At 68.1% G+C, this 12,800-nt stretch carries 13 protein-coding genes; 8 read left to right on the forward strand and 5 right to left on the reverse strand.

Features of this window, described 5'->3' with window-relative positions; all coding sequences use genetic code 11:
- Window positions 1–86: 86 nt before the first annotated feature.
- The 5 genes from GWI72_RS14205 to GWI72_RS14225 all read right to left on the reverse strand — a co-directional run bounded on the left by GWI72_RS14205 (window position 87) and on the right by GWI72_RS14225 (window position 4,214).
- Window positions 87–1,310, reverse strand: a complete 1,224-nt coding sequence (locus GWI72_RS14205) for a tyrosine-type recombinase/integrase (RefSeq protein WP_161708993.1) — start codon at window positions 1,308–1,310, stop codon at window positions 87–89.
- Window positions 1,310–1,507 carry a hypothetical protein gene (locus GWI72_RS14210; RefSeq protein ID WP_161708994.1) on the reverse strand — a complete coding sequence of 66 codons (198 nt, stop codon included), beginning with the start codon at window positions 1,505–1,507 and terminating at the stop codon, window positions 1,310–1,312. Before GWI72_RS14210 ends, GWI72_RS14205 begins: the two co-directional genes overlap by 1 nt.
- Before the next feature lie 12 nt (window positions 1,508–1,519).
- On the reverse strand, window positions 1,520–1,879 hold the full coding sequence (locus tag GWI72_RS14215; protein WP_161708995.1) for a hypothetical protein: 360 nt from the start codon (window positions 1,877–1,879) through the stop codon (window positions 1,520–1,522).
- Between the two features lie 414 nt (window positions 1,880–2,293).
- On the reverse strand, window positions 2,294–3,208 hold the full coding sequence (locus GWI72_RS14220; protein WP_161708996.1) for a calcium-binding protein: 915 nt from the start codon (window positions 3,206–3,208) through the stop codon (window positions 2,294–2,296).
- A gap of 304 nt (window positions 3,209–3,512) precedes the next feature.
- Window positions 3,513–4,214: a Crp/Fnr family transcriptional regulator gene (locus GWI72_RS14225; protein ID WP_161676859.1), complete on the reverse strand. Its 702-nt coding sequence runs from the start codon at window positions 4,212–4,214 to the stop codon at window positions 3,513–3,515.
- Window positions 4,215–4,455: 241 nt separating this feature from the next.
- Here GWI72_RS14225 and GWI72_RS14230 point away from each other — a divergent pair, with 241 nt between their 5' ends.
- The 8 genes from GWI72_RS14230 to GWI72_RS14265 all read left to right on the forward strand — a co-directional run bounded on the left by GWI72_RS14230 (window position 4,456) and on the right by GWI72_RS14265 (window position 12,791).
- Window positions 4,456–4,989, forward strand: coding sequence for a FecR domain-containing protein (locus GWI72_RS14230; protein WP_161676860.1), 534 nt, complete (start codon window positions 4,456–4,458; stop codon window positions 4,987–4,989).
- Entirely contained in the window at window positions 4,986–6,863 is a 1,878-nt protein-coding gene (locus GWI72_RS14235; RefSeq protein ID WP_161708997.1) for a CHASE2 domain-containing protein, read from the forward strand. The genes GWI72_RS14230 and GWI72_RS14235 overlap by 4 nt, the downstream gene beginning before the upstream one ends.
- Window positions 6,864–6,984: 121 nt before the next feature.
- Window positions 6,985–7,917 (forward strand): polysaccharide deacetylase family protein, encoded by a 933-nt coding sequence (locus tag GWI72_RS14240; protein WP_161708998.1) that lies wholly within the window; start codon window positions 6,985–6,987, stop codon window positions 7,915–7,917.
- A gap of 235 nt (window positions 7,918–8,152) precedes the next feature.
- Window positions 8,153–8,386, forward strand: coding sequence for an acyl carrier protein (locus GWI72_RS14245; RefSeq protein WP_161708999.1), 234 nt, complete (start codon window positions 8,153–8,155; stop codon window positions 8,384–8,386).
- A complete protein-coding gene (locus GWI72_RS14250; RefSeq protein WP_161709000.1) occupies window positions 8,379–9,143 on the forward strand; it encodes an SDR family NAD(P)-dependent oxidoreductase in 765 nt (254 codons plus the stop codon). The genes GWI72_RS14245 and GWI72_RS14250 overlap by 8 nt, the downstream gene beginning before the upstream one ends.
- Window positions 9,140–10,504, forward strand: coding sequence for an AMP-binding protein (locus GWI72_RS14255; protein WP_161709001.1), 1,365 nt, complete (start codon window positions 9,140–9,142; stop codon window positions 10,502–10,504). The genes GWI72_RS14250 and GWI72_RS14255 overlap by 4 nt, the downstream gene beginning before the upstream one ends.
- Entirely contained in the window at window positions 10,501–11,580 is a 1,080-nt protein-coding gene (locus GWI72_RS14260; protein ID WP_161709002.1) for a LuxE/PaaK family acyltransferase, read from the forward strand. The genes GWI72_RS14255 and GWI72_RS14260 overlap by 4 nt, the downstream gene beginning before the upstream one ends.
- On the forward strand, window positions 11,580–12,791 hold the full coding sequence (locus tag GWI72_RS14265; protein ID WP_161709003.1) for an acyl-CoA reductase: 1,212 nt from the start codon (window positions 11,580–11,582) through the stop codon (window positions 12,789–12,791). The genes GWI72_RS14260 and GWI72_RS14265 overlap by 1 nt, the downstream gene beginning before the upstream one ends.
- The last annotated feature ends 9 nt before the right edge of the window (window positions 12,792–12,800 follow it).

The raw sequence follows: 12,800 nt of genomic DNA on the forward strand, positions 1-12,800 counted from the left end.
ATCCAAGTATGGTGAGAATGACAATTGCATGAGATTCGCCGTTCGTAAACGGAACCGGACACGGCACTATGCGGAATACACAGGAATTAGCTGGCATCACGCTTTCGGCCCTGAAGCGACACAACGTCAGCCGCCGTCGAGCGTTCACACCATTGCGCCCACGCCTCCATCAGCTCACGGCGCTTTTTAAGAGCATCCCCACGGCGATAAGCCCGCTCCGTCGCATCCCCCACCACATGGGCAAGCGCGGCTTCTGCCACTTCTCGGGGAAAGCTTGTTTCCTCGCCTGCCCAGTCCCGAAAGGCGCTCCTGAAGCCGTGGACCGTCACATGCCCAAAGCCCATACGGCGAAGCTGCATCGTCATCGACATGCCAGACAAGGGCTTGCCACGCTTGGTGCCGGGGAACAGATAGTCGCTTTCCGTGCGCAGCAGCTCCAGCCGGTCCAGAAGCTCCAGCATGCGCCTTGTGAGAGGCACGCGGTGTTCACGCTTGGCTTTCATGCGCTGGGCCGGGATAGCCCAAACAGCGCCTTCCTTGTCGATTTCAGACCATGTTGCCCCCAGCACCTCGCCAGACCTGCAGGCACTCAGGATGGCCCATTCCAGCGCTAGGGCGGAAAGGCTATCAACAGCGCGAAGCTTGGCCATGAAGTCGGCAAGCCCTGCATAGGGCAACGCTTCATGGTGGCCACGTGTCAGCCTGTCGCGCTTGGGCAAGAGATTGTCCAGATGACCGCGCCACCGTGCCGGATTTTCGCCCGTACGCAAGCCTTTGGCCTTGGCAGCGTCCAACACCCGTTCAATCCTGCCACGCACTCTAGAGGCCGTTTCTGCCTTCTGCTGCCATATCGGCTTCAGCACCGTCAGCACGTCCTGCGTCTCAATCTGGTCAAGGCGTTTGTCGCGCAAGGGCGCGGCATAGGTGCGAAGCGTCATGCGCCATTGGGCAATGTGCTTGGCGTTCTTGAAACCCGGCTCCAGCCCGTCAATCAGCTCATCAGCGAACGAGCCGAAGGAATGTTCCGCCTGCTTTGCCCGCTCAGCTTTGCGCTGGTCAATCGGGTTGGTTCCGTTGGCGACCGTACGTCGCGCCTCATTGGCGGCTTGGCGTGCTTCAGCCAGCGTAACGACGGATACAGAGCCCAAGCCCATTTCCTTGCGCTTGCCGTGCCACTGGAAGACGAACACCCACGACTTGGCACCGGAGGGCTTCACACACAGGTAAAGCCCATCCCCATCCGCATGCATGCCCGATTCCTTCAGGGCGTCCACTTTGCGCGCGCTTAGCCGGTTTGCACCACGGGCCATTAGCTGCGTTCCCCCGAGCCAAGCGGAATACGTACCGTTGCAGCCCCAGCAGCATTGTCAGAGGCATCGTTGCCCGCGTCTGCTGCCAGTTCCGCGCGGCGCATCCGCTCAAACTCAAACAGCACTAACGCCTCCCACGCACGCTTTGGGCCAAGCTTGTGATAAAGCTCGATGATGCGCGCATCGATATCGCTCATGCGAAGCCCTCCCTATGCATCCCAACCAAGCGCAGCGCGGATTTCAGCCGCATCGGCAACGTTGTCGTCAGCTAGGTCATCTGCATCTAGGCCCAAGCCTTGGCAACACGCTCGTTCAACACGCTCCGTCAACTCAGCCCCGAATGCCTCCCTCAAGGCCCCGAAGGTCTTTTGCCGACCGTTGATAAGGATGCAGGTGGGTATCACGCGCCCCCAGACCATCGCCTCCACACCCCCAGCCATTTGGGCGTGCAGTTCCTCACGACTCATGAGGCCCAGGATTTTCGCCCTCTGGAGCGGATTGACGACCTTGGACCGGCGCTGGGCCGTCCGCTTGTTCTGCCGTCCAGCGACTTTTTGCATGTCGTCCATGTAACGCCTCCCTATACGCCCCTAAAATCGTCCCTAAATTATGCGCTGGATTTGAAAGGAACACAATGGAAACATCTGGACGCATGATGTTTGAGAATGACCGAATTACGGGCTGAATTTTGGACTGTCGGGAAGTATTGGGATTTCAGTTCGGCGGACACCCTCTCCGCCATTTCCGCCCGGATCCACTGGTGATCGCCGCGACGGGTTCGGGACAGTTTCCTTTCCGTCATCCGGACTGCAGCCCCTGACGTTCGCGTCGGGCGGGTTGTTGCGCGCGGGGACAGTCTGCCGGCGGCGGGCGCTGAGGCCCCCGGGCGCGGGCGCGCCCGGGTCGCATCCGGATCGTCAGGGCCACGGATCGGCCGGCCACATGCCTGCAGCCTTGCCGCGGACCCTGCGCGAGACCTCCTGTCACACCGCCTGGTAGGCGTAGATGAAGTCGGCGGCGGTGAGCTGGGTCACCCCGACAAGCTGGACCAGCTCGACGGCGGCGCCACTGCCCTGCATGCCATCGGCGTCCAGGAAGAGCTTGCCGGTCGTCACGTCGAAGACCAGTTCGGCCCGGCCGTCGGAGCGGCCGCCGCTGTAGAGCCCGATGTCGGAGCGCAGCGTGACCAGCGACCCGGCAATGTCGAACTCGACCGAGAACGGCTGCCGGGCCAGCTGCGACGTGACGCTGTGGTCGAGATAGAGCCGGTCCTGGCCCCGGGTGAAGTCCGTGATGGTGTCGAGGCCGGTGCCGAAGGCGACGACGAAGCTGTCGGAGCCCTGGCCGCCGGTGAGCGTGTCGAGACCTGCCTCGCCGGACAGGAAATCGGTGCCGGCTCCCCCCTCGAGCGTGTCGTTGCCAGCGCCGGCAAACAGGGCATCATTGCCGCTGCCGGCCTTCAGGATGTCGTTGCCGGAGCCGGCCGAGAGGCGGTCGTCGCCCGCGCCCCCGTCGAGCAGGTCATCCCCCGATCCGCCCTCCAGCAGGTCCTGGCCGTCCCCGGCAAGGAGCCGGTCATGGCCGGAGCCGCCGACCAGCGTGTCGTTGCCCTTGCCGGTCGTGATGATATCGGCGCCGGAGCCGCCATAGACGACGTCATCGCCGGCGCTGGTGGTGATCGTGTCGTTGCCGCCCCGACCGTTGACGAACAGGTCACGGCTGAACTCGAACACCTGGCCGTTGACCTCGAAGGCCTGCTGAGACCGGTAGGTGTCGGCGTTGAAGGTCAGGTTCTCGAAGCCGTCGCGCAGGGCATCCTCGTGCACGATGACGATGGAGCCGGGGATCAAATCCGGGATCTGGTTGCTGATCGGGCCAAGGGGGACAAAGGGGGACATGGTCGGGTGCTCCGGGTTGGTGGCGCGCTGGCGCGGCGCCGATGAGCAGACCCTAGCAACGGCCCGGGCCCGGGACCTGTGACGCGAGACACAGGCCAAGCCAGACCAGGCCCAGCCCGACGAGAGCGCCCCGCGACGCCTGCCCCTTAACTCTGGCCCCTCAACTCTGCCCCCTCAACTGTGGCCCCCTCAACTCTGGCCCCACGACACGGTCCAAGGACCTAACGGTCCATGACAGGATCGGACTTCAGGCACCCGGCCTCGAGAGGTGTCCCGGCCCCCTGCGGCGCGCGCGAGGCGGCAGTCAGTCCAGACTGGCCACGCGCGCCAGACCGGCCCTGTCGAGGATCACGAGCCAGCCGTCCTTCAGGTCGATCAGCCCGGCCTTCTGCCACTTGCGCAGGCAGCGGTTCACGTTCTCGCGCGAGCTGCCGATCATGTTGGCGATTTCGGTCTGGGACAGCGACAGGCGCGGGAGCGGACGGGCCTCGGACCCGGGGGCGGCCACCGTGACCCGCAGGACCATCCGCGCCAGGCGCGGCGGCAGGTCGAGGAAGGCGATTTCCATCATGCGCTCGTCCGACCGGCGGATGCGCTCGCACAGAAGCTCGATCAGCCGGATGGAGAGCTTCGGGCTGCGCTGCAGCAGCTCGAACAGGGCGGACCGTTCGAGCACCACCAGAGTGCAGTTGGTCAGCGCGCGGGCGTCGGCGGAGCGTTCCCGGCCATCGAGCAGGGCGATCTCGCCGAAGACCTCGCCCGGGCCGAGATCGGCAAGCGTCACCTCGCGGGCCGTGGGGGACAGCATGCTGATGCGCACGTGCCCTTCGGCAATCGCCATCAGGCTGTGACCGGGCGCGCCCATGGTGAAGATCACCTCGCCCGAGGCATGGCGCCGCGTGTGGGCAGCCTGGGCCAGGTCCCGCCGGCTGGCTTCGTCGAGCGCCTGGAAGATGAAGCTCTGGTCGAGCAGTTTCTGTTTCTTCAACGTGTCGGCGTCGCTCATGCGCAAGGCTCCTGCCCGGGTGTGCCGCCAGCCGCCGGCGGCCGGATGGCGCCGTGACCTTAGCAAGGCCCGACCGGCGGAGCACGCGGCATCCGGCGCAAGGCCCGCAGCCGGGGCTCCGGGGCGGCTTGCGGGGCGGAGCAGGCTCGACGAGCCTCGAAATCCGGCATAGGGTCGCAGGCACAACTGCAGGATGGATGGCACGGCTCCCGGAGCCGCCAGAGGCACGAGAGGGGGCAACATGCCGGTGCGGTGTTCACATGGGTCCGGTCTGCTGGCGGTCGGTGTCCTGGTGCTGTGCGGGCTTGCCGCAACACCCGTGCCGGCGCAGACCCTTGACGGCTGCACCCGGTCGGAGCGGACGGATCCCGCCCGCGTGGTCTTCACCTGCGCCAACGGCCTTGTCATCGAGGCGGAGGCTGCGGCGGTCCTCTCGGGCGGGACAACCGGGGGCACCCCGCGTCCCGACACGCTCCGGCTCACGGAGGATGCGGTGCTGGTGGAGTTGCCGTCGGGCAGCGGTCCGTTCCAGATCCTGACGCCCCATGCCATCGCCTCGGTGCGCGGCACGGTCTATGCCGTCGATGTCGAGGCCACGAAGACGGCGGTCTTCGTCGAACGTGGTGCCGTGACGGTGGCAGCGGCCGCCGGCAGCGCCGCAGCGGTCACGCTCGGGCCCGGCGAGGGGGTCGAGGTGACCCCCGGCGCCGCGCTCGAGGTCAAGCGCTGGCCGCAGGAGAAGGTCGACCGGCTGATGGCCCGCTTCGGCCGATGAGACTGCAACTCCCGCCGTGGCTGGCGCTCGCGGCGCTGCTGGCCGGCGGGGCCTGGGCGGTGTGGCTCGGGGCTGGCCACCGGTCTGGTGCGGCCAGTCTTCTGGACAGGGCGGAGGCGGGGCTGCTGGACCTGCGGGTGCTGGCCCATGGGCCTCGCCCGGCGCCGGACGACGTGATGATCGTGGCCATCGACGATGCGACGGTCGCCGCGGCCGGTCGCTATCCGCTCGACCGCAGCCAGCTGGCCGACGTGATCGACGGCCTCCGGTCTGCCGGCGCTGCGGCAGTTGCCGTCGACATGCTGCTGGTGGATGCGACCACCGCCGAAGCGGACGCCCGTCTGGCCAGGTCGCTTGCGGCCATGCCGGCGGTGATTGCCGCGGCAGGACGGTTTGCCACCGACCGGCCCGCCGTCGTCGGCGTGCCCCGGACCGTCGGCGAGCTGCGTCCCCTGCCGCTGCTGGGGCAGTCGGCATCGGTGGGGCTCGTCAATGTCGCCACGGATGCCGGCGGCACGCCCCGTCATGTTCCCCTGGTCTTTCTCACGGGCGCGGGGCCGGCGCCGTCGCTGGTTTTGCGCGGCACGGGACTGGCGCGCGGCGAGGATCCGGCCATCACGCCGGAGGGACTGAGGATCGGTGCGACGCTGCAGCCGCTCGACCTCGGCTGGCATCTGCCGCTTCGCTACTACGGGCCCGGCGGGACGATCCGCACCGTCAGCGCCGCGTCCTTCCTCCGCTCAGAGGGCATGCCGGCGAGCGCGAGCGCAGCGCGGCCGCCGGACACGGACGACGGCGCCGTCAGGGGCAAGCTTGTCCTGCTCGGGGTCACCGCCACAGCCGTGGGCGACCGCTTCAGTACACCCTTCGACCAGGTCCTGCCGGGCGTGGAGGTTCTTGCGACCGGCGTTGCCAACCTGCTGGATGGTTCCGTCCTGCGCCGCGACCAGACGGTCCGCATGGTCGATGCGGCAGCAGCCGTGGGGCTTGGGCTTGCCGGCGTGGCTGCGTTCGCACTCTGCCCGCCGGCCGTTGCCTCGGTGATCTCGCTGGTCCTTGTGGCCGCCTGGCTTGCGGTGGTGGTCCTCGCCTACGGGGCAGGCCTCTGGCTGGCCGCTGCCTTGCCGGTTGTGGCCAGCCTGCCGCCGGTGGCAGCAGTCGCCCTTGCCCGGCAGATCCTGGACCGGCACCGGATGCGCAGGCTGACGGCGGCCGGCGAGGCGCTGGGACGGCTGCAGGCCCCGGCGCTGGCCCGGCGGATCGCGGAGGATCCGGCGTTTCTGGCCGAGCCGGTCGAGCGGGAGGCGGCGATCCTCTTCATCGACCTCGCCGGCTACACGGGCCTCAGCGAACGGCTTGGACCGGCGCGCACCCGGGCCGTGCTCAAGACCTTCCACACGCTGGTCGTGGATCTCTCCGGGCAGCACGGCGGCGTGGTCCTGAATTTCATGGGCGACGGGGCGATGATCGGCTTCGGCATTCCCGACCCGCGCGCCGAGGATGCGGCCAACGCCTGCCGCTGCGCCTTCGCATTGACCCGGGGGGTGGCCGACTGGGTGGCGCAGAGCGGCCTGTCGGAGGAGACCAACAGCGTGCGCATCGGACTGCATCGCGGGCCCGTGATCCTGTCGCGGCTGGGGCATGACAACCAGGAGCAGATCACGGTAACCGGCGACTGCGTCAATGTCGCGAGCCGGCTGATGGAGGTCGGCAAGGGATTCGGGTCTGCAATCACCGTGTCATGCGAGGTCCTGCGGGCGGCAACGCCGCACCTTCCTCGTCCGCTTGCGCCACCACGTGAGGAAACCGTGCCCATCCGGGGCCGGCAGGAGAGCCTGACGGTCGGGCTCTGGGCCATGGCGGAGGTGCCGTGATGCGGATCTCCCGCGTCGGCTGCCCGGCGCGGCCGTGCTTGCCGTGGCCGATGCCGGGCTGTTAGCCTTGCAACGGGTGAGGTCGCAGCCCCCGGCACGCCGGGGCAACCGGGAACCAGTCATGCTGACGGTGGTCATGTATCACTATGTCCGGGACTTCTCCCGGACGCGCCATCCCGGCATCCGCGGGCTGGATCTTGCCGGCTTCCGCCGTCAGCTGGACCACTTGCAGGCGCATTACACGGTGGTGACCGTCGCCGACGTGCTGGCCGCCCGGCGTGGCGAGCGCCCCTTGCCCGCCACCGCAGCCCTGCTCACCTTCGACGACGCCTATGCCGAACATTATGCGCTGGTGTTCCCCGAGCTCCATGCGCGCGGTCTGCAGGGCGTGTTCTTCGCCCCGGTCGATCCGGTCTGTCACGGCCGCCTGCTCGACGTGAACCGCGTGCATTTCGTGCTGGCGGCAGCACCCGGACGGGTGGACGAGCTGGTTGGTCTGGTGGAAGCTGCGGTCGAGGATGCACGCGGCGACTTCGATCTGGAGCCGCTCGACACCTACCGCGCGACCTGGGCCCATCCGAGCCGTTTCGACGATGCCTGGACAATCTACATCAAGCGGATGCTGCAGACGGCCCTGCCGGAGACCTTGCGCAACCGGATCGCGGGACAGCTGTTCGCGCGGTTCGTCAGTGCCGACGAGGCCACCTTTGCGGCCGAGCTCTACATGAGCGAGGCGCAGGCGCGGCTGATGCGCGACTGCGGCATGGCCTTCGGTGCGCATGGGGCAAGCCATTGCTGGCTGAACCAGGTTCCGCGCGACCGGCAGGAGCAGGAAATCGACGCGAGCCTTGCCTTCCTGAAACGGATCGGCGCACCGGTCGAGGACCACTGGCTCATCGCCTATCCCTATGGCGGCTGGAACGAGGGGCTGCTGGATGTGCTGCGGGCGCGCGGCTGCAGCCTCGGCTTCACCGTCGAGCCGGCACTTGCCGATCTGGCCACCCGCGACCCTCTGCTGCTGCCGCGGCTGGACACCAACGACCTGCCGCAATGACGGACCCGCAGCCGGACATCCCGTCCCGCGGCTCCGGCCCTTCCTGGTGACACCGCCCGTGACGGACGCGCGATTTCCGCCGATAGTGCCAGAAGCCCCTGCCCGAGGGTCCGGCGATTCGGTCCTGTAACGGACGGACGGGTCGCGGTGCCGGGGCAAGGCGAGCAGGCAGGCATATAGCGAGGCGAGGCCGGGTGCCCTCGCCGGAGTGCGGAAGATCAGGAAGGGTCCGTCGATGAAGACCGTGTCGGAAAAGGTGCTGGCAGCATTCGGGACCGTGCTGGGCGTTCCCGACGACGTGCCGACGGCCACCCTGGTCTACAACGACTTTCCAGGCTGGGATTCGGTGGCGCACATGGCGCTGGTGGCGGCGCTGGAAGAGCAGTTCGACTGCATGCTCGAGATGGATGACATCCTGAACATGAGCGATTTCGACAAGACCGTGGAGATCATGGCACGCTATGGCTGATCCGCTCGATCTGACCGGCCGCGTCGGGGTCGTCACCGGAGCGTCCCGGGGCATCGGCGCGGCCATCACGGACACGCTGGCCCGGCATGGAATGGATCTCGTCCTGAATGCGGGGGCCAGCGGTGAAACCCTCGCGGAGCTGGCGCAGACACTGACGGCGCGGCATGGCGTCAGGATCGACACCGTTTCCGGTGATGTTTCGGATCCCGCCACCTCGGCCGATCTGGCCCGCCAGGCCTTCGGGCAGCACCGGCGGCTGGATGTCTGGGTCAACAATGCCGGCATCCTTCTGGACGGTCTCATCGGCATGACGCCGACCGCCGACATCGAGCGGACGCTGGCCGTCAACCTGGCCGGGACGCTGCACGGAACCCAGGCCGCCTCGCGGCTGATGGCCCGCAGCGGCGGCGGCTCCATTGTCAACATGACCTCGATCATCGGTCAGGTCGGCATGAGCGGACACATGGCCTACGGCGCCTCGAAGGCCGGGGTCATCGGCGCCACCCTGTCGGCCGCCAAGGAACTCGCGCCGAAGGGCATCCGGGTGAACGCGGTCGCACCGGGGCTCATTGACACGGGCCTTGTCGCCCATGTTCCGCCGGAGAAGCTGGAGGCGCGGGCCGCGTCGATCCGGATGGGGCGCATCGGCGACCCGCAGGACGTGGCCAATGCGGTGCTCTTTCTCGTGTCCGACCTGTCGCGCTACATCACCGGGCAGGTCCTCGGCGTTGACGGGGGGATGGCGCTGACCTCATGACGGAGCTTCCGTTCCTTGCCGGCATTGCCTCCGACCGTCCGGCGCTGCTGGACGACGCCGGCGGGCAGTGGCTGAGTTACGGCGGCCTGACGGCTGAAGCACGGGGGTGGGCGGCCCGGATGCCGGGACCGCGCGGCCTCGTCCTGCTCTACGCCCGCAACGACATCGCAAGCGTTGCGGCCCTGCTTGGCGCGCTGGCGGCCGGCCATGCGGTCGCGCTGCTGGACCCCCGCCTGCCGGAGGAGACCCGGGCAGATCTTGAAGCCCTCTACCAGCCGACCTGGATCATCGGTCGCAGCGCCGGCCAGCTCGACCACCCGGGCGGCGAGGGCCCGCTGCATCCGGACCTGGCGCTGCTGCTGTCGACCTCCGGGTCCACCGGCAGCCCCAAGCTGGTCCGCCTGTCGCTTGCCGCACTGACGGCCAATGCCCTTGGCATCGCCGAGGTGCTGGACATCCGATGCGATGATGTCGCGGCCGGATACCTCCCGCTGCATTACTCCTACGGCCTGTCAGTGCTGACGAGCCATCTGGTGCGTGGCGCCGGCATCCGGCTGACGGAGGCGGGGCTGATGGAAGCCGGTTTCTGGCCGGCCCTGCGGGACGCCGGCGTGACCCACATGCCGGGTGTCCCCTTCCATTATCAGGTCATGCTGCGGCTAGGCCTGGCCCGCCTCGGCCTGTCCCGACTGCGCAGCATGACCCAGGCGGGTGGCGCGCTCGACACCGCGCTCCGCGCCCGGGTGCATGCCCATATGGCGGCGTCGGGCGGCAGGTTCTTCGTTCTCTACGGGCAGACCGAGGCCAGCCCGCGCATGACCACGCTGCCACATGACGAGTTTCCGGAGGCGCCGGCGTCGGTCGGACGCCCCTTGCCCGGCTGTCGCATCGAGATCCTTGATCCGGATGCGGCGGGACAGGGCGAGGTGGTTTTCGTCGGCCCCAACGTCATGCTGGGCTATGCCGAAACCCGCGCGGATCTTGGCCGCGGGGACGTGTTGCAGGGCCGCCTGCACACGGGGGATGTCGGGTATCTCGACAAGGCCGGACGCCTCGTGCTGACCGGGCGGGTCAAGCGGGTCGCCAAGATCTACGGCCTGCGGGTCAACCTCGACGAAGTGGAGGCTCTCGCCAACGAAACGGGCGTGGCGGCCGTGACCCAGACCGGCGACAGCCTCACCATTCATGTGGCCACGCGCGGCGACACGGACCAGGATGGCGAGCTGACCCGGGCGATCCTGGCCCGCCTGCAGCAGCGTTTCACATTGCCGCTCACGAGCTACCGGTTCAGGATCGTGGCGGACATTCCCAGAACGGACCGGGGCAAGATCGACTATGCCCACTTGGAGACGCCCCGATGAGCGATGCGCTGGCGCAGGCCCTCGCCGCCGCCCCGTATGCCCTGCCCCAGCCGCAGCGGGAGGCCTTGCTGCTGGACGGGCTCAATGCCCTGACGCAGCATCACCATCTCCACTGCAAGGCCTTCGCCCGCATCCTTGACGGAGCCTGGAACGGGGCCGCCCCGGCAAGCTCGCTGGCCGACGTTCCCTATCTGCCGGTTTCCCTGTTCAAGACCCAGACACTGCAATCCGTGCCGGACAGCGAGATCCGCATCACCCTGACCTCCTCCGGCACGACGGGGCAAAGCGTCAGCCGCATCCGCCTCGATGCGGAAACCTCCACGCTGCAGCAGCGGGCGCTGTCGGGTTGCCTGATGCATGTCCTTGGACGGCAGCGGCTTCCAATGCTCGTCATCGACACCGACGCGGTCTTCAAGGACCCGACCATGATGAGCGCGCGCGGGGCCGGGGTTCTGGGCCTGATGCGCTATGGCCGCAACCATGCCTTCGCGCTCGATCCGCAGCTCAGGCCGGATCTGGCCGCGGTGCGCGGCTTCCTCGAGGCGCATGGCGGCGGCCCGTTCTTCCTGTTCGGCTTCACCTTCATGGTCTGGCTCAGCTTCTACGAACAGTTCAGGGCCGCCGGCCTGGACCTGTCCAATGGCATCCTCCTGCATTCCGGCGGCTGGAAGAAGATGACCGAGCGGTCCGTCGACCAGGGCACCTTCCGCAAGGCCCTGGCGGAGGCCTTCAATCTGACGCGGATCCACAATTTCTACGGCATGGTCGAGCAACTCGGCTCGATCTGTCTCGAGGGCCCGGACGGGCTGCTCTATCCGCCCAACTTCAGCGATGTCATCATCCGCGACCCCGAAACATGGGAGCCTGCACCGCTCGGGCGGCCCGGCGTGGTTCAGGTGCTGTCCCTGCTGCCCCGGTCCTATCCCGGACACAGCCTCCTGACCGAGGATCTCGGCGTCGTGGAGGCCGTCGATGCCGGCCACGGGGGCTGGATGGGCAAGGGGATCCGCATCCTCGGCCGGGTTGCACGCGCGGACCTGCGCGGCTGCAGCGACGTGATTGCGAGTGCTGCCTGATGGCCGAGATCTGGTCCCCCACCCGCCAGACGATCTCGGATGCCGCCCTGCTCGACCGGGTCGCGGCGATGACCTATGCCGGGCAGCCGCCGGGGGCGCAGGAGCTGACGGCGATGCTGGGCGACCTGTCGCGGCAGATCCTGTCCGATCCGGGCAGTCGCCGCCTGCCCCAGTATGTCGCCCTGGCCTACTGGCTGAGGCCGGCTGCGCTGACGCGGCTCGTCGACCGGCTGGCGCCCGCGGGCGAGACGGGGGTCCTGCGTGTGCCGCGCGGCGTGGCGCTGCATCTGCCGCCCGCGAATGTCGACACGATCTTCGTCTATTCCTGGGCCATGTCGGTTCTGGCGGGCAATGCCAACGTCGTGCGGCTGGGCACATCGCTCGCGCCGGACACGCAATGGCTCGTCGCCGCCGTCAGCCGCATCGTGGCCGACCACGGCCAGAGCGACCGGCAGCTGTTCTGTCACTATGACCATGGCGGGAGCACCGATCTGGCCCTGGCCCGCGGGGTCGATCTCCGGCTGGTCTGGGGCGGCGACCTGAAGGTCGAAACCGCATCGCGGGTGCCGATCCGGCCGGACGGCCTGTCGATCGGGTTTCCGGACCGGACCTCCCTCGCCATCGTTGCATCCGGGCCCTATCGCGCGGCGACCGACGCGACGCGCGATGCCCTGGCGCACGACCTCTACAACGACATCTACTGGTTCAACCAGATGGGCTGCGGCTCGCCACGGCTGCTGGTCTGGCTGGGGGATCCCGGCTCGCTTGCCGAGGATCTCTACGGACGTCTCGACGGTGTCATCCGGAAGCGCGGCTACACGGTCGACACGGGTGTTGCCCTCGGCAAGCGCGGGCTCGCCAACGATCTGCTCGCCGAAGGCCTCGTCGAGAGCTACCGGCACCGGTCGAACGCGCTCGACATCTGCCGTGCGCTCGACGCGGCAGCCGTTCTTGAGCGTCGTCACGGTGGCGGCTTCCTGTGCGACTGGGTCGCCTCCGGGGTCGAGGATGTGGCCGCACTCGTCAGCCGCAAGGTGCAGACGCTGACGCAATTCGGGTTGTCGGCTGCCGAGGTCGCCGCCCTTGCCCGCAGCATCAGCGGACGCGGCGGCTACCGGATCGTGCCGACGGGGCAAGCCTTGCAGTTCGACCCGACCTGGGACGGCATCGACCTCTTCGAGCACATGACACGCAAGATCGTGATCCGGTAGGCCGCGCCG

Source organism: Pannonibacter sp. XCT-53, from assembly GCF_009915765.1.
Taxonomy (GTDB): Bacteria; Pseudomonadota; Alphaproteobacteria; order Rhizobiales; family Stappiaceae; genus Pannonibacter; species Pannonibacter tanglangensis.